17 protein-coding genes are annotated in these 18,760 nt (G+C 71.8%); 7 read left to right on the top strand and 10 right to left on the bottom strand.

The annotated features are described in order from the left end of the window. Positions 1-69: 69 nt before the first annotated feature. From gyrB to MKK68_RS05735, 3 genes are all read right to left on the bottom strand, one after another. Positions 70-2,547: a DNA topoisomerase (ATP-hydrolyzing) subunit B gene (gene gyrB, locus MKK68_RS05745; RefSeq protein WP_187274726.1), complete on the bottom strand. Its 2,478-nt coding sequence runs from the start codon at positions 2,545-2,547 to the stop codon at positions 70-72. Between the two features lie 177 nt (positions 2,548-2,724). Next, a complete protein-coding gene (locus MKK68_RS05740; RefSeq protein ID WP_244029248.1) occupies positions 2,725-3,684 on the bottom strand; it encodes an aldo/keto reductase in 960 nt (319 codons plus the stop codon). Between the two features lie 5 nt (positions 3,685-3,689). Beyond that, positions 3,690-4,334 carry an MBL fold metallo-hydrolase gene (locus tag MKK68_RS05735; protein ID WP_147725689.1) on the bottom strand — a complete coding sequence of 215 codons (645 nt, stop codon included), beginning with the start codon at positions 4,332-4,334 and terminating at the stop codon, positions 3,690-3,692. Positions 4,335-4,675: 341 nt separating this feature from the next. On the opposite strand from MKK68_RS05735, the gene MKK68_RS05730 reads away from it, so the two are divergent. Further along, entirely contained in the window at positions 4,676-7,027 is a 2,352-nt protein-coding gene (locus MKK68_RS05730) for a TonB-dependent receptor family protein (protein ID WP_244029246.1), read from the top strand. A 57-nt stretch (positions 7,028-7,084) separates the two neighbouring features. Here the strand turns inward: MKK68_RS05730 and MKK68_RS05725 are convergent, their stop codons facing one another. The 4 genes from MKK68_RS05725 to MKK68_RS05710 all read right to left on the bottom strand — a co-directional run bounded on the left by MKK68_RS05725 (position 7,085) and on the right by MKK68_RS05710 (position 9,793). Beyond that, positions 7,085-7,453, bottom strand: a complete 369-nt coding sequence (locus MKK68_RS05725; protein ID WP_147725688.1) for a hypothetical protein — start codon at positions 7,451-7,453, stop codon at positions 7,085-7,087. Positions 7,454-7,511: 58 nt separating this feature from the next. Next, on the bottom strand, positions 7,512-9,179 hold the full coding sequence (locus MKK68_RS05720) for an alpha-amylase family protein (RefSeq protein ID WP_147725687.1): 1,668 nt from the start codon (positions 9,177-9,179) through the stop codon (positions 7,512-7,514). 64 nt (positions 9,180-9,243) lie between these two features. Continuing rightward, complete coding sequence (locus tag MKK68_RS05715) at positions 9,244-9,564, bottom strand: BrnA antitoxin family protein (RefSeq protein WP_147725686.1); 321 nt, start codon at positions 9,562-9,564, stop codon at positions 9,244-9,246. Beyond that, a complete protein-coding gene (locus MKK68_RS05710; protein ID WP_147725698.1) occupies positions 9,527-9,793 on the bottom strand; it encodes a BrnT family toxin in 267 nt (88 codons plus the stop codon). The genes MKK68_RS05715 and MKK68_RS05710 overlap by 38 nt, the downstream gene beginning before the upstream one ends. A gap of 161 nt (positions 9,794-9,954) precedes the next feature. On the opposite strand from MKK68_RS05710, the gene MKK68_RS05705 reads away from it, so the two are divergent. Then, positions 9,955-12,975, top strand: a complete 3,021-nt coding sequence (locus MKK68_RS05705; protein WP_147725685.1) for a penicillin-binding protein 1A — start codon at positions 9,955-9,957, stop codon at positions 12,973-12,975. A 39-nt stretch (positions 12,976-13,014) separates the two neighbouring features. Beyond that, positions 13,015-14,109 (top strand): hypothetical protein, encoded by a 1,095-nt coding sequence (locus MKK68_RS05700; protein WP_409567174.1) that lies wholly within the window; start codon positions 13,015-13,017, stop codon positions 14,107-14,109. Between the two features lie 36 nt (positions 14,110-14,145). Here the strand turns inward: MKK68_RS05700 and MKK68_RS05695 are convergent, their stop codons facing one another. Beyond that, entirely contained in the window at positions 14,146-14,385 is a 240-nt protein-coding gene (locus MKK68_RS05695; RefSeq protein WP_147729075.1) for a hypothetical protein, read from the bottom strand. 256 nt (positions 14,386-14,641) lie between these two features. Here MKK68_RS05695 and MKK68_RS05690 point away from each other — a divergent pair, with 256 nt between their 5' ends. Both MKK68_RS05690 and MKK68_RS05685 read left to right on the top strand, forming a co-directional pair. Then, positions 14,642-14,890 (top strand): hypothetical protein, encoded by a 249-nt coding sequence (locus MKK68_RS05690; protein WP_147729076.1) that lies wholly within the window; start codon positions 14,642-14,644, stop codon positions 14,888-14,890. Between the two features lie 221 nt (positions 14,891-15,111). Next, on the top strand, positions 15,112-15,750 hold the full coding sequence (locus tag MKK68_RS05685; RefSeq protein WP_147729077.1) for a hypothetical protein: 639 nt from the start codon (positions 15,112-15,114) through the stop codon (positions 15,748-15,750). 31 nt (positions 15,751-15,781) lie between these two features. Here MKK68_RS05685 and trhA read toward each other — a convergent pair whose 3' ends face one another. After that, positions 15,782-16,465: a PAQR family membrane homeostasis protein TrhA gene (gene trhA / locus MKK68_RS05680; protein WP_147729078.1), complete on the bottom strand. Its 684-nt coding sequence runs from the start codon at positions 16,463-16,465 to the stop codon at positions 15,782-15,784. A gap of 147 nt (positions 16,466-16,612) precedes the next feature. After that, on the bottom strand, positions 16,613-17,722 hold the full coding sequence (locus tag MKK68_RS05675) for a COX15/CtaA family protein (protein ID WP_244029245.1): 1,110 nt from the start codon (positions 17,720-17,722) through the stop codon (positions 16,613-16,615). A gap of 371 nt (positions 17,723-18,093) precedes the next feature. On the opposite strand from MKK68_RS05675, the gene MKK68_RS05670 reads away from it, so the two are divergent. Together MKK68_RS05670 and MKK68_RS05665 are read left to right on the top strand one after the other, a co-directional pair. Then, on the top strand, positions 18,094-18,300 hold the full coding sequence (locus MKK68_RS05670; RefSeq protein WP_147729767.1) for a DUF2842 domain-containing protein: 207 nt from the start codon (positions 18,094-18,096) through the stop codon (positions 18,298-18,300). A 74-nt stretch (positions 18,301-18,374) separates the two neighbouring features. Further along, entirely contained in the window at positions 18,375-18,752 is a 378-nt protein-coding gene (locus tag MKK68_RS05665) for a hypothetical protein (protein ID WP_147858710.1), read from the top strand. Positions 18,753-18,760: the final 8 nt, after the last annotated feature.

Here is an 18,760-nt window from a genome sequence, read left to right as displayed (position 1 = left end):
ATACGGCGGACACCGAGGTCCGTGGGAGCGTCGTCCGGCCGTCGGCCGGACGCGTCTCGCACCGACGGATCACACGTCGAGGTTGGCCACGCTGAGCGCGTTCTCCTGGATGAACTCGCGCCGGGGCTCGACCACGTCGCCCATCAGCTTGACGAACAGGTCGTCGGCGTCGGTGGTGTCCTTGACCTTGACCTGGAGCAGCGAGCGGATGTCGCGGTCGAGCGTCGTCTCCCACAGCTGCTGCGCGGTCATCTCGCCCAGGCCCTTGTAGCGCTGGAGCTGGAGCCCCTTCCGGCCGAACGCCATCACCGCCTCGAACAGCGCGACCGGCCCGTGCAGGACCGTCGATTCGCCCTTGCGCGAGAAGGTGACCGGCTCGCCGTAGATCTCGCGGAGCGCATCGGCGCGGTCGGCGAGGCGGCGCGCCTCCTGCGAGGCGATGAGGCCGGCATCGAGCGTCGCGACCTGGCGCACGCCGCGCAGCGTGCGCCCGAAGACGTAGCCGCCCTCCGACGCCTCGCCCTGCCAGCCCTGCTCGATGTCGTCGGCGATGGCGTCGAGGCGCCTGGCCGTGACGTCGGCCAGGACCTCGGCCTCGCCCGCGTGCTCGGCCGCCTCCGGCCGGAAGGCGCCGGCCAGCACCGCCTGCTCGACTACCGAGCGGTCGTAGCGGGTGTGCAGGCCGAGCAGGATGCCGCGGAAGGTGCGGGCCTCCTCGACCAGCGTCTTGAGCTGCGGGCCGCCGAAGGCCGCGCCCGAGGCCAACGTCAGGGTCGCGCCCTCGACGCCCTGGTCGATCAGGTAGTCCTCGAGGGCGCGCTCGTCCTTGAGGTAGAGCGCCTTGCGCCCGCGCTCGGCTTTGTAAAGCGGCGGCTGGGCGATGTAGAGGTGGCCGCGCTCGATCAGCTCCGGCATCTGCCGGAAGAAGAAGGTCAGGAGCAGGGTGCGGATGTGCGAGCCGTCCACGTCCGCGTCGGTCATGATGATGATGCGGTGGTAGCGCAGCTTGTCCGGGTTGAAGCCCTCGCGGTCGGTCGAGGACCGTCCGATCCCGGCCCCGAGCGCGGTGATCAGCGTGCCGATCTCGGCCGAGCCGAGCATCCGGTCGGCGCGCACGCGCTCGACGTTGAGGATCTTGCCCCGCAGCGGCAGCACCGCCTGGAAGGTGCGGTCGCGGCCCTGCTTGGCCGAGCCGCCGGCCGAGTCGCCCTCGACCAGCAGGATCTCGCACTTGCTCGGGTCGCGCTCCTGGCAGTCGGCGAGCTTGCCCGGCAGCGAGGCGATGTCGAGCGCGCCCTTGCGGGTCACGGTCTCGCGCGCCTTGCGCGCGGCCTCGCGGGCCGAGGCCGCCAGGATCACCTTGCCCATCACCGACCGGGCCTGGGACGGGTTCTCCTCCAGCCAGTTCGACAGGCCCTCGTTCAGCACGTTCTCCACCGCCGGGCGCACCTCGGAGGAGACGAGCTTGTCCTTGGTCTGCGACGAGAACTTCGGGTCCGGCACCTGCACCGAGATCACCGCGGTCAGGCCCTCGCGGCAATCCTCGCCGGTGAGGGTGATCTTCTCGCGCTTGGCGATGCCCGACGATTCCGCGTAGCCGGTGATCTGGCGGGTCAGCGCGGCGCGGAACCCCGCCATGTGGGTGCCGCCGTCGCGCTGCGGGATGTTGTTGGTGAAGGGCAGCACCGTCTCGTTGAACGAGTCGTTCCACCAGAACGCCACCTCGACGCGGATGCCGTCGCGCTCCGAGCGCACCATGACGGGCTTGGACACGCCCTCGATCGGCTTGCGCGAGCGGTCGAGGTAGCGCACGAACGCCTCGATCCCGCCCTCGTAGTACAGCTCTTCGCGCCGGTGCTCGGGGTGGCGCGCGTCGGTCAGCACGATCCGGACGCCGGAATTGAGGAAGGCGAGCTCGCGCAGGCGCTTCTCCAGCGTCGCGAAGTCGAACTCGATCATCGTGAAGGTGTCGGTGGAGGGCAGGAAGCTGACCTCCGTCCCCTTCCGCCCGTTGCCGGGGCCGAGGACCTTGAGCGGGGCCACGGCGTCGCCGTGGCGGAACTCCATCGTGTGCTCCTTGTCGTTGCGCCAGATGCGCAGGCGCAGCCACTGCGACAGGGCGTTGACGACCGAGACGCCGACGCCGTGCAGGCCGCCCGAGACCTTGTAGGAATTCTGGTCGAACTTCCCGCCGGCGTGGAGCTGGGTCATGATGACCTCGGCCGCCGAGACGCCCTCCTCCTTGTGGATGTCCACCGGGATGCCGCGGCCGTTGTCCGAGACCGTGCAGGAGCCGTCGGCGTTCAGCGTCACGGTCACGAGGTCGGCATGGCCCCCCAGGGCCTCGTCGATGGCGTTGTCCACCACCTCGTAGACCATGTGGTGCAGGCCCGAGCCGTCGTCGGTGTCGCCGATATACATGCCGGGGCGCTTGCGCACGGCATCCAGGCCCTTGAGCACGCGGATCGACTCCGCGCCGTAGGCGTCGACGAATTCGGCGGGGGGCACGGCGCCCTGGGACAGGTCGTTCGGGTTCTGGTCAGACATCAAGGTCCTCGGGCAGGCGGGTCCGAGCGCGAGGGTCCGGCGCCCGCTTGGGAGCAGCCCCGCCTGCGATTCGATCAGTCCGCCTCATATAGGCGTTCCGCCTTGAAATTGCATCGTTTCCAGGCTTGCACGGCCTGGCTCGGTCCCGTGTTCTGACGCGGCCGCCTTAACGTCGGGTTAGGCCTGAATCCCGCCGGCCGTCGCCGCGTCGAGGCGTGCGATCGCATCGGGCGGGAGGCGCAGCGTGGCGGCCCCGATCAGCTCGTCGAGCTGCGCCACCGAGGTCGCGCTGGCGATCGGCGCGGTGATGCCGGGGCGCGCCATGATCCAGGCGAGCGCCACCTGCGCCGGGCTGGCGCCGTGCTCGGCGGCGACCGCATCGAGCACGGCGAGCAGCGCGAAGCCCTTCGGCGTCAGGTACTTCGACACCCGGTTCTCGCGGGCGCGGCCGGCGGCGGACTCCGCCGAGCGGTACTTGCCGGTGAGGAAGCCGGCCGCGAGCGAGAAGTAGCCGATCACGCCGAGCCCGGCCTCGCGGCAGACCGGCTCGAGCTCGGCCTCGTAGCCGCGCTCGGCCAGGCTGTAGTCGGGCTGCAGGCATTCGTAGCGCGGCAGGCCCGCGCGTTCCGCGACGGCCAGCGCCTCGCGCAAGCGCGCGGCGGAAAAATTCGAGGCGCCGATCGCCCGCACCTTGCCCGCCTGGATCAGGCGCTCGTAGGCGCGCAGCGTCTCCTCCTGCGGGGTCGCCGCGTCGTCGGCATGCGACTGGTACAGGTCGATCCGGTCGGTCCGGAGCCGGCGGAGCGAGGCCTCGCAGGCCTCGGCGATGCGCGCGGGCGCGAGGCCGGTCCTGCCCCCGCCCATGTCCATGCCGACCTTGGTCGCCAGCACGACCTTGTCCCGCGTGCCGCGCGCGGCGAACCAGCGGCCGATCACCGCCTCCGACTCGCCGCCCGCATGCCCGGGGGCCCAGCGCGAGTAGACGTCGGCCGTGTCGACGAAGTTCAAGCCCGCGTCGACGAAGCGGTCGAGGATCGCGAAGGACGTGGTCTCGTCGGCCGTCCAGCCGAAGACGTTGGCGCCGAGGCACAACGGGGCGACGGACAGGCCGGAGCGGCCGACGGGGCGCGTTTCCATGGCGCTCAACCCTGCAGGAACGGGTTCGAGACCCGCTCCTCGCCGAGCGTCCCGGTGGGGCCGTGGCCGGGGATGAAGGCGAGGTCGTCGCCGAGCGGCAGCACCTTCTCACGGATCGCGCGGATGAGCTGGTCGTGGTTGCCGCCCGGCAGGTCGGTGCGCCCGACCGAGCCCTTGAACACCACGTCGCCGACCAGGGCGAAGCGCGCGTCGCGGCTGACGAACACCACGCTGCCGGGCGAATGGCCGGGGGCATGCAGGATGTCGAAGGCCAGCGGCCCGACGGTCACGGCGTCGCCCTCGTCGAGCCAGCGGTCGGGCACGACCGCGCGGGCGCCGTCGATGCCGTAGTTGGCGCCGGTCTCGGGCAGCGAGTCGAGGAGGTAGCGGTCGGCCTCGTGCGGGCCCTCGATCGGCACGCCGAGGCGCTCGCGCAGCTCGGCCGCGCCGCCGGCATGGTCGATATGCCCGTGCGTCAGCAGGATCTTCTCCACGCTCACGCCCTGCTCGGCGATCGCCGCCTCGATCCGGTCGAGGTCGCCGCCGGGATCGACCACGGCGCCGACCTTGGTCGCGGCATCCCAGATCAGGGTGCAGTTCTGCTGGAAGGGCGTGACCGGGATGATCCCGACGCGGGGCGTGCCTGGCATGGTGGTCCGTTCACCGAGTGGAGGGTGGAAGCGCTGCCCGTTCTAACCCCGATCGGGTCGAGCCGCACCCCGGGGGCGGCCGCACCGCAGGAGCGCTTGTATCCGAAATGCGACGGCTCGGCCGATTCATCGCGCGTGCGCCGCCGCCGGCTGGTTGGTTGACGGTGCAACCGATACAACTTTGTGCACAATCCGTCGTCCGTCTCGCCTTCCTCCAACTCGTCTTCGTCCGTCTCGCGGATCTGCGCCGTGCCCGTGCCCGTGCCCGTGCCGCCCGCCTTCGTCGACATCGCCGCGCGGTTGCCGGTCGCGCCGCGCGTCGACCGCATCGGGTGACCGCGATGGCGTTCCGGCGCTTGCGGGGGCGCGTCCGCCTCCGCCGGATCGTGCCCGCCCTGATGCTGGCCCAGCTCGTATCCGCGGCGGCTGGGGCGGAGGCCGCGGCAAGGCCGGAGGCGGAGGTCCGATCCGGATCGGACGACGGCGTCACCCTCGACACGCTCTCCGTCGTCGGCGAGGCCCGCCCCGACGAGCCCCGCGGCTTCGGCGTGTCCGCTCCGCCCGGATCGGCCCCGAGCCCGATCGAGAACCCCGTCGGCCAGGTGGTGACGTCGATCGGGCGCGCGGGCGCGATCGACGACCGGCCGCCGACGGGGATCGGCGCCGTGCTCGCCAACAGCCCCGGCGTCACCGTCCGCCAGGGGCTCGGCGGCCGCGACGTGGTGATCTCGATCCGCGGCAACAACGCCCGCTCCACCGGCATCACCCGCAACATGGTGGTGCTGGAGGACGGGTTCCTGGTGACGCAGGCCGACGGCGCCTCGCGCTTCGACCTGTCGGATCCCCGCGCCTATTCGCGGATCGACGTGTTCCGCGGGCCGCAATCGGCCCTGTTCGGCAACTATGCCAGCGGCGGCGCGCTGGCCTTCCGCACCCGCACCGGCCGCGAGATCGACGGCGCCGAGGTCGCGGTCGACGCCGGCAGCTTCGGCGTCCTCAACACGTCCTTCGCCGTCGGCCAGGCGAGCGGCCCGTTCGAGATCAGCCTGTTTTCCAGCGACGCGCGCGGCAACGGCTACCAGGGCCATGCGAGCTTCGACACCCAGACCGTCAACCTGCTGGCGAGCTACACCCCGAGCCCGGACGACCGCTTCACCCTCAAGGTGATCGACAACGTGGTCTCCACCGGGCTGCCGGCGCGCGCGTCGCTGAACCAGTTCACCCTCAACCCGTACCAGCGCGGCTGCGAGACCGCCGCGACGGCGGCGCCCGGCTGCGCGACGGTCGCGATCCTGCGCAATGGCATCTTCGGACGGACCGTGGCGGTGACCGCCGACGAGGGCGGCTTCGGGCGCGACGACCGCCGCACCGTCGTCGCCGGCCGCTGGGAGCACGACGTCGACGCGCAGACGACCTGGCGCGTCCAGGCCGGCTACGACGAGCGCCGCTACGACCAGCCGTTCTACACCCTGGCGGGCCGCGCCAGCCTGCCCTCGGTCAACCTCGCCGCCGACCTGACCCGGCGCGGCGAGCTGTTCGGGCTGGCCGCCACCGGCTACCTCGCGCTGAGCTACGACACCATCGACATCCGCGCGCCCACCTTCAACCGGGCGGCCTACGGGGGACCGCGGATCGGCGCGCTGATCGGCCTGCAGGAGGCGATGCAGGACAACCTTGGCGGCCGAGCACGGGCCGAGATCGCCGTGTCCGACCGCTGGACCGCCGTGCTCGGGATCGGCGCGACGCGGACCGCGATCGCCGGGCGCAACACCACCTTCGCCTACACGGCCGCCGGCGCCGCCTCCGCCGTCACCGGGGTCGACCCGACCTACGTCAACGTCGCGCCCGAGCTGATCCTCGTCTACCGGCCGGATGCGGACTGGGCCCTGCGCGGCCGGGTCGCCGCCGGCTACGCGACGCCGTCGGTCGGCAACCTGTTCGTCACGCCGGCCGGCATCCCCGGCGACAACACCGGGCTCCGGTCGCAGGAGAACCTCGGATTCGACCTCGGCGCGGACTGGTCCCCGACGGCGGGCGTGCGCGTCAGCCTCACCGGCTTCTACGAGCTCTTCCGCAACGAGCTGGTCGGCCAGTCGCCGGGGGCGGGGCTCCTGTCCTACACCTTCAACGTGCCGGCCTCGGAGCACCGCGGCATCGAGCTCGGGGCGGAGGCGGCGCTCGGCTCGGGCTGGCGCGGCACGCTGGCCTACACCTTCGACGCCCAGGTCTACACGCGGTTCGTCGAGCGCCTCGCGGCCGGCCCGCTCACCGCCGCGTTCGACCGGGCCGGCAACCGCATCGTCGGCGTGCCGGAGCACCAGCTCCTCGCCCGGATCGGATACGACGTGCCGGCCGGGCCGCTCGCCGGCCTCGGCGCCTACGCCGAGGCGGTGGCGCAGGACGGATCCTTCCTCGACAACGCCAACCTGCTGCGGGTGCCGGGCTTCGCGGTCCTGAACCTCAACGTCCACTACGCGACGGCGCTTGTCGGCGACGTCCGGCGCCTCGACCTCTACGGCGAGGTCCGCAACGTCCTCGACACCGCCTATGTCGGCGCCGCCAACCCGCTGGCGAACACGCTGAGCCCCGTCACCGGCTTGCAGAACGGCCGCGCCGTGCTCGCGAACACGAGCGGCACGATCTTCGCCGGCCCGCCGCGGATCTTCATGACCGGGATGCGGCTGCGATTCTGAGCCTCGTCGCGCGCGGTCGATGGAGCGCGCGGGAGGACGATGCTCTCGGGGTCTCGCTCAGTCGGCCGCCCCGCCCTTCGGCCGGCGGAAGCCGTCGTGGAGCGCCAGCATCTCCGCCATGCCCAGCGCCCGGCTGCTCCAGCGGGTCTCGGCGGTGTTCACCTGGGTGAAGCGGTCGTGCGAGCGGCCGCCATAGGCGCCGAACAGCACCAGCGCCTCCGCGCCGTCGGGCGCCGGGCGGTCGATCCGGTAGGAGGGCGGGCCGCCCTTCGCGGTCACCCCGATCCGCACCACGGCGTCGCCGAAATGCTTCTGGCACATCCGCATGGTGGCGAGCACCGCGCGGAGATAGGCCTCGCCGTCCTCGAGGTCGGGCAGCACGTCGGCGATGGTCGCGTCGGGCGAAAGTGGGGGGCGTCGGGGCATCGGGTTCTCGCTTCCCGGTCTCCCCTACCCTGCCGCGGCGGCAAGCGCGAGGCGCCGGTCAGGTCGGCTTGCGCTTCAGTAGCGCGTCGAGCCCGCCGACCCGAAACCAGTGATAGCCGTAGCCCTCCAGGTAGAGGCCGTGGCGCCCGGCATCGTCCGCCTCGCTGCGCTCGCCCGTGAGCAGGTCGATCAGCAGCAGGCCGTCCGGCGCGGGGACGCCGGTGTCGAGCGCGACCTCGGTCGGGCCGGGCCCGAGGTTGTGGAGGCACAGCACCGCGTTGCCGCGCCAGTCGTAGCGGAGCGCCAGCACGGCCGGCTGGCCGGTCTCGAGCGCGGTGACATCGCCCCAGCCGATCTCCGGCGCCTCCTTGCGCAGGCGGATGATGCTCTGCATCCAGTTGAGGAGCGAGCCGGTCTCGTGGCGCTGGTCCGCGACGTTGACGTGCGCGTAGCCGTAGGCGCCGTGGTCGATCGGCGGCATGGTCGGCGTCGCCGACCGGGTGAAGCCGCCCTGCGCCTCGGGCGTCCACTGCATCGGCGTGCGGGCGCAGTCGCGCTCCTTCAGGGTCAGGTCGTCGCCCATGCCGATCTCGTCGCCGTAGCGCAGCACCGGGGTGCCGGGCAGCGTGAACATCAGCGAGTAGGCCAGCCGGATGCGGCGCGGGTCGCCGTCGAGCATCGGCGCGAAGCGGCGCCGGATGCCGCGGTCGTAGAGCTGCATGCCCTTGTCGGGGCCGAACCTCTCGAAGACGGTCTGGCGCTGCTTCTCGGTCAGGCGACCGAGGTCGAGCTCGTCGTGGTTCCTCAGGAAGATGCCCCACTGGCAGGAGAGCGGCCGGGGCTTGGTCCGCTCGATCGCCTTGACGAGCGGCCGCGCGTCGTGGGCCGCCAGCGCGTAGAAGGTCGCCTGGTTGACCTGGAAGTTGAACATCATGTGCGCGCGGTCGGCGTCGTCGCCGAAATAGTCGAGGTCCTGGCGGGGCAGGATGTTGGCCTCGGCCAGGATGATCGCGTCGCCCTTGCGCCATTGCAGGAACTCGCGGAAGTCGCGCAGCATGTCGAACTGCTCGCGCGGCGCGCCCGTCACGTCGGCGCCCTTCTCGGCGATGACGAAGGGCACCGCGTCCATGCGGAAGCCCGAGACCCCGAGCTCGATCCAGAAGCCCATGATCTTCAGGATCTCGGCCAGCACGGCGGGGTTGGCCGTGTTCAGGTCGGGCTGGAAGTCGAAGAAGCGGTGGAAGTAGTAGGCGCCCGCCGCCTCGTCCCAGGTCCAGGTCGTCGTCTGGACGCCGGGAAACACCATGCCTTCGTCGGCGTTGGCCGGCTTCTCCTTCGACCAGACGTACCAGTCGCGATAGGGCGAATCCGGGTCGGAGCGGGCGGATTGGAACCAGCGGTGCTGGTCCGAGGTGTGGTTGACCACGAGGTCGATCAGCACCCGCAGGCCGCGCTGCTTGGCGGCGTGGGTGAAGGCCACGAAGTCCCCGAGCGACCCGTAATCCGGGTCGACCCCGTAATGGTCGGCGATGTCGTAGCCGCCGTCGCGCTTCGGCGAGGGCTGGAACGGCATCAGCCACACCGCCGTGACGCCGAGCCCCTGGAGGTAGTCGAGCCGCCGCTCCAGCCCGGCGAAATCGCCGATCCCGTCGCCGTCGGCATCCATGAAGGTGGCGACCGACAGGCAGTAGATGACGGCGTTCTTGTACCAGAGGTCGGTGATCATCGGGCCTCGCGAGGTCGAAGGGGGCCCGACGCGCGCGGCGGGACGGAGGAAGCCGGCCGGTCCGCTACTTCCGCGCATGCTCCATGTAGGCGCGCAGCACGGCGTTGATCCGGGTCTGATATCCGCGTCCCTGGCCCTGGAAGAAGGCCAGGACGTCGGCGTCGAGCCGGATGGTCATCGGCTTCTTGCGCGACTCAGGGTGGAACACCGCCTTGCTCCAGTCGATCTCCAGCCCCGCCTCGTCGGGGTCGGAGGCGACCGCGGCCTCGACCTCGGCATCGGTCATGGCCTTCACGGCCTCCCAGTCTGTCCGGTCCTCGCCGTCCCTCCGCATCGCGGTCAGTTCCTCAGCCGTATAGCTGACGATATGCGGCTCGTTCCTCATGACGTGCCCTCCGGAGTGAGATCGCGCGACGCCGATCGCCGCGCCATGTCCAGACCAGGGCGACGAACACCCCGTCGAGTTCGGCGACGGTGATCATGCGCGGCTCGGGCGCATGCGTCGACGGCAGGTCGAGCCGGGCGCGACCGTCGAACAGGAGGTCCGCCCTGACGAAATCGAGCCGGTGCTTGGCAAGGTTGCCGAGCCGCTTGGCCTCGTCCCACTCGAACATCGCAGCGCACCGTAACGTGTCCATACGAAGCGTCAATACGCAGCCGCGCACAAGCCCGGGGCGAGGCACGCTCCTTAAAACAGCCGCGTTGTGCACGCCCTGTTCAGGGCGACGCCCGCAGGTTCGGGGCGCGCGTGGAAGAGCCCGGTGCCCCGGATTTCATGAACACCATCCTGATCAAGCTGTTCGCGACCGCCCTGACGCTGAGCCAGGTCACGACCAAGCCCGATGCGGTGAGGACCCGGTTCGACCCTGCCGTCGACGGTCCGCAGGTCGTGCAGATCCTGCGCGACGGCTGCGCGCACATGCGAAAAGCCTTCGACATCGAGGACATCAACCTCGACGAGCTGATCTCCACCGCGATGGAGGACCCGAGCGCGGTGGCGGGGCCGGCGGCGCCGAAGATCCTGCACGGGCTCGACATCGGCGAGCTGAACACGAGCTACAAGCAGTTCTGCAAGGGCGAGAACCCCAAGACCTCGCCGTTCGACGCCCGCGAGGTGATCGAATTCTACAACAAGGCGACCACCGATCTGCCGACCGCCGAGGCCCTGCGCGACAAGGCGCTGCCGGGCATGACCCGCATCCTCGACGCCTCGGGAAAGCCCTTCGCCGAGACCTTCGAGCCGAACGGCCGCCGCCTCGTCGTGCCGATCGGCGACGTGCCGCAACTGGTCCGACAAGCTTTCATCGCCGCCGAGGACAAGCGCTTCGAGAGCCACCACGGCATCGACGAGCGCGGGGTGATCCGCGCCTTCATCGGAAACCTCGCCGCCCCGGGCCGCCCGGCCGGCGGCTCGACCATCACGCAGCAGGTGGTGAAGAACCTCTCGGTGGGCGACGACGTCACCTACGAGCGCAAGATCCGCGAGATGATCGTCGCCTCCCGCCTGGAGCGCATCCTCGGCAAGCCGCAGATCCTCGGGCTCTACCTCAACGGGATCTATCTCGGCCGCGGCGCCTACGGCATCGAGATGGCCGCCAGGAGCTATTTCGGGAAGTCGGTGGGCGAGCTCACCCTGCCCGAGGCGGCGCTTCTCGCCGGCATGCCGAAGGGCCCCAACTTCTACAGCCCCGACAAGTACCCCGAGCGCGCCCGCGAGCGCCGCGCCTACGTGCTCGCCCGCCTCAAGGAGGAGGGGGCGATCACCGAGGCCGAGATGGCGGCGGCCGTCGCCTCCGACCTCGGGCTGAAGCCGATCGAGACCGCGCGGCGGGATTCCGGGTTCTACGTGGTCGATCATCTCACCCGCGAGGCCCGCACCTTCGCCGGCCTCGACTCGCTCACCGCTTCGTCCTTCACCGTGCGCTCGACCATCAATGCCGGGCTGCAGCGGGCGGTCGAGGGCGCGCTGCAGGACGGGCTGGCGAATTACGAGCGCGGCACCGGGCGCCAGACCTTCTCCGGGCCGGAGTTCAACCTCGCCGACAGCGTGCGCAAGCTCGGGGCGGCGACGCCCGCCCCCGAGGCGGCGCCGCAATCGCTGCCGGGCGTGACCGGGGCGGAGGCGAAACCCGCGGCGAAACCCGAGGCGGCGAAGGCGGCCGTCGGCAGGCCGGCGCGCGGAAAGCCGGTCGCCGCGGCGGCGCCCGCCGAGAAGCCGGTGTGGCTGCGGGCGCTCGAGAGCGCCCGGCCGGTGCTCTACGACGTGCGCTGGCCGCTCGCCGTGGTGCTGGAGACCGGCCGCAACGGCGTGAAGGTCGGGCTCGGCGACGGCCGCGTCGCGCTGCTCGACCCCGGCATCGCCCGCGGCAGGCTGCAGCCGTACGACGTCGTCCGGGTGAAGCTGCGGGACGGCAAAGGTCTGCGCGCCGAGATCCGCGTGAAGCCGTCGGTGCAGGGCGCGGCCCTGGTGCTGGAGAACCGCACCGGCCGCATCCTGGCGATGGCCGGCGGGTTCTCCTACCCGGCGAGCCAGCTCAACCGCGTGACGCAGGCGGTGCGCCAGCCCGGCTCGACCCTGAAGCCGCTGACCTACCTCGCCGCGCTGAATGCCGGCCTGCAGCCCAACACCCTGGTGATGGACGCGCCCGTGACCCTGCCGCCGATCGGCGGGGTCGGCGACGCATGGTCGCCGAAGAACTACGAGGGCGGCGGCTCCGGCCCGACGACCCTGCGGCGCGGCCTGGAATTCTCCAAGAACCTCGTCACCGCCCGCCTCCTCCAGGGCGGGATCGCGGACAAGGCGCCGGCCAGCCTCAAGCGGGTCTGCGACATCGCCCTGGAGGCGCAGATCTACGCCGCCTGCGAGCCGTACTACCCGTTCGTGCTGGGCGCCCAGCCGGTGCGGATGATCGACCTCGCCGGGTTCTACGCCGCGGTGGCCAACGAGGGCGCCCGCACCGCGCCCTACGCCCTCGAAGGGATCGAGCGCGACGGCAGGACCGTCTACGCCCACGCGGCCCGCGAGCCGGTGCGGATCGGCTCGGCCGACCGGGTCGCGTTCTACCAGCTCAAGACCATGCTCCAGGGCGTGACCAACCACGGGACCGCGGCGGCCCTGGCGCGGGTCTCGCAGTTCGTGGCCGGCAAGACCGGCACCTCGGAGAACGAGAACGACGCGTGGTTCGCCGGCTTCACCAACGAGGTCACGGTGGTGGTCTGGGTCGGCTACGACAACGCCGACGGCACCCGCAAGACGCTGGGCCGCGGCCAGACCGGCGGCCACGTCTCCGTGCCGATCGCGTCCGCGATCTTCCAGGCCGCCTGGGCCAACGGCGTGGCCAAGACCCCGCTGGCCCCGCCCTCTCCGGAGGCGCGGCAGATGCTCGTCGACCTCTCGATCGACCCGCGCAGCGGGCAGCGCGTCTCGGGCGGCGGGTTCACCGAGCACTTCCGCAAGGCCGCCGACGGCCGCATGGCCGACACGCAGTACAAGCTGCTGCCGCGCGAGAACGCCTACGCGATGCGGCCGGACGCGGAGGACGGCGACCTCTCGGGCCTCGAGGACGGCGCCGACGTCGCCGGCGACGCCTACGGCAACCGCGCGCCCGATGCCGACCTGCTCGACCCGTTCGGCGACCGGCGCCCGGCGATGCGCAGCCACCGGGCCCAGGGCGACCTCGACGGCGGCTCCCGGCTCTGGCCCGGCCAGACGGCGCGCTCGCCCTTCGGCGACGACGATGCCCGGCCGCGGCGGCGCGACCCCGATTACCTGTTCGGCGACGACCCGCGCTACTGACGCCGCCGCCCCTCCCCCTTCCCCATCGAGGTTTCTTTCGTGCGGATGCAGCTTCCGGCTCGCCTTGCCCTGCCCTTGCTCGTGCTCCCGGGGCTCGTGCTCTCGGGCGCCCCATGCGCGATGGCCCAGGCGCCGGCACCGTCGCCCGCGCAGCCGGGCATGGCGGCGACGCCGGCCGCCGCCGGGCGGATCCGCGAGGTCGCCTCGATCACCGCCGTCGATCCGACGACGCTCAAGCCCGGCGCGATCCTGGTGAGCGACCACCGCGACAACCCGTCGACGCCGGAGAACGGCTTGACGCCCTACCTCGACTGGGTCCGGACCAAGCCTGCGGAGGCGGCCGCGCTCTCGCCCTTCCCCGGCTACAAGGAGCCGGACTACACCACCACCGTGAACGGCGTGGCCAAGCCCCGGCACGAGACGCTGAAGGTCTACGTCGCCGAGGGGCGCTTCGTGGTGGCGCGGCCCCCCGAGGCGATCGACCTCGCGGCGCTGGCCCGTCTCGGCTTCGTGCAGGCGATGGACCCGGCGATCAAGCACAAGGCCCTCGACCCCGCCGACGTGACGCCGACCAAGGACCCCGCCGCGGCCTTCGCCCGCCGTCCCGACCGCCCGTGGTGCGAGCCGGGCACGGTCTGCATCGAGTCGCGCTACGACCTCGAGGGCAAGCTGCCGCTCGGGGTGAAGCTCGCCAACAAGCTGGAGGAGGGCGGCGCGAAGAAGATCGCCGAGTTCGTGACGTTCCAGAGCGAGCTGCGCACCCTCGCCCCCGATCGGGCGGCCGGCCTCGGGGCGCTGACGAAGGTCGACACCACCGTCACGGGCGGGCTGGAGCAGACGATCTTCTGGGTCAACCAGATCCTGCGCTTCGGCAAGTTCCTGGCGGTGTTCCAGCCGATGCCGGGCGACCCGACCAAGACCGTCGTGACCACCTACATAGCGCTGGCGATCAAGGGCGACGTCCTCGACCGCAAGGCGGAATACGCCCGCGTCCCCGTGCTCAGGAACCTGCTGCCGGCGCAGGTGCTGATGGGCAATTCGAGCTTCAACACCGGCACCTCGATCAGCGCCGGCCTGCCGACCTACGCCCGCAACCGCATCGCGGCCTTCGCCGACGCCCTGGCCAAGCGCTAGGGCGCCCCGGGCCGCGGATGCGGAGCGAACCGGGGATCAGTAGCCGCGGTTGGCGATCGAGGGGATCGAGGGCTGGGTGTACAGGCGGTTCACGTCGGGCCGGGTCTGCGTGCCGTTGGTGTCGTTCGAGCGCCGGTAGTTGTCGGTGTTGAAGGTCTCCGCCAGGCCGCTGCGGCTGTCGGGGCCGTCGACGCTGTTGCAGGCGCCGAGGCCGCCGACCAGGGCGGCCGCGAGGGCGAAGGGAGCGAGTGTCTGAACGGTCGGGACGAGGCGCATCGCGGGTCCTGGGGCGTGATCGGGAGGGAAGGCGCGGGAATGACGGGCCGAGGTGTCGGGCCAGTGTGTCCGCGTCAAGGCGGTGCCGATCGCGTGAATCGGTTGCCGGGGATGTGATGTCGCCCGGCCACGGAAAAGTCACCACGGCGTGGCTTTGCGGCCGCGAAACCGGGCATTCGTGTGGAGGAGCGCTGGTGCGACCCTGGCCAAGCGGGTGCGTTCCGGCGACAACGACCGTGATGAGCCGAAAGCCTTCATGAGCAACGTCCTGCCCTTCCGCCCGCGCACCCCCGTGCAGCAGCTCGCCCGTTGCGAGGTCGTCGCCGTCGCCGGAGACCTTCTCACGCTGCTCGAGCAGCTCGAGGACGTCAGCGCCCGCGCCGCCGCCATGGGCCGCCCGGCGCTCGAGGTCGAGCGCACGGTCCAGCACCTGCTCGACGCGGTCAGCGCCGTCGAGCGCGCGCTCGACTGCATCGGCGAGGGCGAGCAGGCCACGCCGGCCTGACGCCCGACGCAGCAACCACCGACATCCGTCCGGACGTTTCGCGCGACCCGATGCGATCGGGCCCGCGCCTTCCGCCATGCGTTCGACCGGTGCGCCCGCCCGCGAATTCGCGTGCAAACTTCGCGGAACTGTCGCGTTTAAGTTGCCGTTAACGGGGTGTCGCATCGCACGCGCCGTGCGGTTCACCTCATGTCTCTGCCCGCGCATCCTTGGAGGGATCGATGACGTCGTCCTTGAACCGTCGCGTCCTCGCCACCGTGCTCGCTGGTGGCCTCGTCGCCGGCGGCGTCGCCCAGGCGCAGGCGGCCGAGCTCGGCTTCTTCGAGGCGCTGTTCGGTGGGGCCCGCCCGGCGGCGCAGGCGCAGGCGCAGGCGCCCGAGCCGAGCCAGCCGGCCTATTCCGGCGGCGCGTACCGTCCGCGTATCCGCCGGGCGGTGTCGCCGCGGCTGCGGCCGCGGACCCGCTACGCCGCCCTGCCCGCCGCGGAGCCGCTGAAGGTGCGGATCACCGATCGCCAGAAGCCGATCGACATGACGGGCGGCGCCGCCGCCGCCCTGATGAAGGACGAGACGCTGCGGCCCGGCGACATCGTGGTGCTGAGCAGCGGAGCCCGCGTGTTCACCGGCGATCCCGATGCGGCCCACACGATGCGCGACTTCGCCCCGGTCGAGCGTTCGGCCTACGTCGATCGCGGCACCCGCAAGCAGCTGGCGGCGCTGATGGCGCCCGCTTCGGCGCTGCCGGCCGACCAGGCGCGCAAGTTCGTCGAGCGGCTGAAATCCACGCCGCGCACGCCCGCGACCCTGATGCCGCAGCAGGCCTCGATGCGCGTCATCAGTCCGTGGACGGTGGCGCCCTGAGGCGCCGACCGATCCTGTCATTCGCGGAGGATCAGCTGATCGCGGCGCCGGTCAGGCTCGCCCAGACCGTGCCGTAATGGCAGGCGGCGGCCGCGAGCACGAAGGCGTGCCAGATCGCGTTCTGGAACGGAAGCTTGCGCCAGACGTGGAAGATGACCCCGACCGAGTAGAGCAGGCCGCCGATCGCGAGCATCCACAAAGCGGTCGGCTGCAGCGCCGCGATCACCGATTCGTAGGCGAACAGGCCGCACCAGCCGAGGAGCAGGTAGAGGCCGATCGACAGCCGGTCGAAGCGGCCGGGCAGCAGCAGCTTCACCGCGATGCCGATCCCGGCCACGATCCACACGAAGGCGAGGAGCGCCCACGCCGTCGGCCCGGTCCCGACCAGGGCGACGAGCGGCGTGTAGGTGCCGGCGATCATCAGGTAGATCAGCGCGTGGTCGGCGCGGCGCAGCAGCCATTTGCGCGGGCCGACCGGGTAGAGGTTGTAGGTGGCCGAGACCGCCAGCATCGAGACCAGGGCGGTGGCGTAGACCGCCACCGCGACCCGCTCGGACGTGCCGAGATGCTCCGTCAGCGCCATCGACACCAGGGCGACCGCCCCGGCGAGGCCGAGGAGCACGCCGAGGCCGTGGACCACCCCGTCGGCGACGATCTCGCGCGGCGTATAGTGCCAGGTGAGACCAACCGGTCGTCCGTCTTCGGCCAGGAACATCACAGCCTCCTGCAACGCATCGAGGCTAAGCCGTTTCGATGACACTCGTTCCACCGGCAGACCACGCAGCGCCGAGCCGTCCCGCCTTTTCCACCGATCAGGCTCAACATTCATCCTGAATCGAGGAAGCGGGCCTCCGAGCCGCCATCAGGCGCCGCGTCCGGCCAGCGCCTCGAAGCCGAACGGGGCGATCGCCGGGCCGGTCGTGCGCGTCGCGCGCACGAGGCCGCGGCTCAGGCGCGCATGGACGGTCGCCATCACCAGGACGGCCATCGCCAGCACCTGGTGCGCCAGGGCCGCCCAGAGCGGCACGGCCATCAGCAACGTCGCGATGCCGAGCGCGGCCTGGGCCAAGGCGAGCCCGGCGACGCCGGTGGCGCGCCGCGCGACCGCGCTGCCCGGGGCGGCGACCCGCGCGTCGGCCGCGTGCGCGAGGGCGACGGCGAGCAGCAGGTAGGCGGTCAGCCGGTGGTTGAGCTGGACCAGGGTGACGTTGTCGACGAAGTTCTCGATCCAGGGCCTGACCGAGAACAGCGTCTCGGCCGGCGGGATCAGGGCGCCGTCCATGGTCGGCCAAGTGTTGTGGACGAGACCGGCATGGGAGCCGGCGACCAGGCCGCCGAGGAAGATCTGCGCCAGCACCAGCACCGGCAGGGCGAGCGCGACCGCGCGCAGGCGGAGTCGGGCCGGGGCGACGCTTTCGCTGCGCTCGCCGGCGGCGAGCCAGACGAGGCCCGCCAGGATCAGGCTGGCCATGGTGAGGTGCAGGGCGAGCTTGATCGGCGCCACGGCGGTCATGCCAGGCTGGAGACCCGAGGCCACCATGATCCAGCCGATCGCGCCCTGCGCCCCCCCGAGGATGCCGAGCGTCAGCAGGCCGAGGCCGAGGCGCCGGCTCAGCATGCCGCGCCACCAGAACGCGATCAGCGGCAGGAAGAACACCAGGCCGACGATCCGACCGAGCAGGCGGTGCCCCCATTCCCAGAAATACAGCACCTTGAAGTCGGACAGGCCCAGGCCCTGGTTGAGGATGCGGTATTGCGGCGTGTCGCGGTACTTCTCGAACTCGGTCGCCCAGTCGGCGGCCGAGAGCGGCGGCACCACGCCGGTCACGGGGCGCCACTCGGTGATCGACAGGCCGGACCCGGTCAGGCGCGTCGCGCCGCCGACCGCCACCATCGCGACGACGAGGGCGGCGAGCAGGTAGAGCCACGTGCGGACGGCGCCTTCGCGGCGCGGGGATTCGGCAGGCCTCATCGGGGCGTCGTCGCTCGGATCGGTGACAGGGCGCCACCGGGTTAGGCAAAGCCGGCGCCCGCGGCAACGTCCGGCGTTGCCGCACGCGCGCGGACCGCGGCGGGACGGCGTCGACAGGGCGATCGCGTGAAGCCGCCCGGGGCGGCTTCACGGCGCGAAGAGCGCCGCGCGGAGCGGGGTCTTCAGGACGAATGTCCTGGAGACCGTCGAGCGAAGCGAAAGCCCAAGCCCGCGGAGGCGGGCGCCGGCGATTGAGGCCAGCTGAAAACAAGGGCGATCGCTTTCAGCAATCGCCCTGACGGCGCCGATCCGACGCGTTGCCATCGCCGGCCGCCGGCGCTACCCCCCGGGGCGAGCATCAAGGGAATCGCATGCGCCGCCGCACCCGCACCCTGATCGGGACGATCGGGATCCTGGCCTTCGTCATCGTCTACGCGCCGCTGGCGATGGCGCTGGCCGACAGCCGCATCGCCGAGGCGCCGGCCCTGCTTCAGACCGTGCTCTACAGCATCCTCGGCATCGCCTGGATCTTCCCGCTGATGCCGCTGATCAAGTGGATGGAACGACCGGACCGCTGACGGCGCCCGCGTTTTCGCCGCACTCGGGGGCGAGAAGCGGCCGAACCGCGCCGCTTCGCTCGCAGATGTCCTTCATGCCCCTCCCGAAACCGTCCCCTGCCCTCGCCGGGTTGCTCCTCCTGTGGCTCGGCGGCACCGCCCTGGCCCAGGGGACGCCGCGTTCGGTCGGCGAGTGCGAGCGCCTGAAGAACGACCTCGCCTACAACCAGTGCCTGGCGATGTTCGGGCCGGCGGCCAAGAACGTCGCCGGCGGCTACGCGGCGGGCGAGACCCCGCCCGCGCCCGCCCTGCCCGCGACGGCGGCGGTCGCGACCCAGGCCGACGAGCCGGCCGAGGAGGCCCGCGGCAGCCGGCGCGGGCGCTACCGCGTCCGCCGCGGCCGCCAGAGCGCGGTGTTCACCGCGGGCAGCAGCGAGGGCCGGTCCTACCGGCACCGCCGCCGGCGGCGGTGACTGCGTCC

It is taken from the genome of Methylobacterium sp. E-016 (assembly GCF_022829745.1).
Classification (GTDB): Bacteria; Pseudomonadota; Alphaproteobacteria; order Rhizobiales; family Beijerinckiaceae; genus Methylobacterium.
The sequence above is the reverse complement of the archived record's forward strand: the minus strand, read 5'-3'. Positions and strand labels throughout refer to the sequence as shown.

Excerpts from the sequence above, each read along its gene's own strand:
- MKK68_RS05725 (WP_147725688.1), bottom strand. The coding sequence starts at position 7,453 with ATGCCCCGACGCCCCCCACTTTCGCCCGACGCGACCATCGCCGACGTG.
- MKK68_RS05685 (WP_147729077.1), top strand. The coding sequence starts at position 15,112 with ATGACGTCGTCCTTGAACCGTCGCGTCCTCGCCACCGTGCTCGCTGGT.
- MKK68_RS05735 (WP_147725689.1), bottom strand. The coding sequence starts at position 4,334 with ATGCCAGGCACGCCCCGCGTCGGGATCATCCCGGTCACGCCCTTCCAG.
- MKK68_RS05715 (WP_147725686.1), bottom strand. The coding sequence starts at position 9,564 with ATGAGGAACGAGCCGCATATCGTCAGCTATACGGCTGAGGAACTGACC.
- MKK68_RS05710 (WP_147725698.1), bottom strand. The coding sequence starts at position 9,793 with ATGTTCGAGTGGGACGAGGCCAAGCGGCTCGGCAACCTTGCCAAGCAC.
- MKK68_RS05670 (WP_147729767.1), top strand. The coding sequence starts at position 18,094 with ATGCGCCGCCGCACCCGCACCCTGATCGGGACGATCGGGATCCTGGCC.
- MKK68_RS05720 (WP_147725687.1), bottom strand. The coding sequence starts at position 9,179 with ATGATCACCGACCTCTGGTACAAGAACGCCGTCATCTACTGCCTGTCG.
- trhA (WP_147729078.1), bottom strand. The coding sequence starts at position 16,465 with ATGTTCCTGGCCGAAGACGGACGACCGGTTGGTCTCACCTGGCACTAT.
- MKK68_RS05695 (WP_147729075.1), bottom strand. The coding sequence starts at position 14,385 with ATGCGCCTCGTCCCGACCGTTCAGACACTCGCTCCCTTCGCCCTCGCG.
- gyrB (WP_187274726.1), bottom strand. The coding sequence starts at position 2,547 with ATGTCTGACCAGAACCCGAACGACCTGTCCCAGGGCGCCGTGCCCCCC.
- MKK68_RS05740 (WP_244029248.1), bottom strand. The coding sequence starts at position 3,684 with ATGGAAACGCGCCCCGTCGGCCGCTCCGGCCTGTCCGTCGCCCCGTTG.
- MKK68_RS05705 (WP_147725685.1), top strand. The coding sequence starts at position 9,955 with ATGAACACCATCCTGATCAAGCTGTTCGCGACCGCCCTGACGCTGAGC.
- MKK68_RS05665 (WP_147858710.1), top strand. The coding sequence starts at position 18,375 with ATGCCCCTCCCGAAACCGTCCCCTGCCCTCGCCGGGTTGCTCCTCCTG.
- MKK68_RS05690 (WP_147729076.1), top strand. The coding sequence starts at position 14,642 with ATGAGCAACGTCCTGCCCTTCCGCCCGCGCACCCCCGTGCAGCAGCTC.
- MKK68_RS05730 (WP_244029246.1), top strand. The coding sequence starts at position 4,676 with ATGGCGTTCCGGCGCTTGCGGGGGCGCGTCCGCCTCCGCCGGATCGTG.
- MKK68_RS05675 (WP_244029245.1), bottom strand. The coding sequence starts at position 17,722 with ATGAGGCCTGCCGAATCCCCGCGCCGCGAAGGCGCCGTCCGCACGTGG.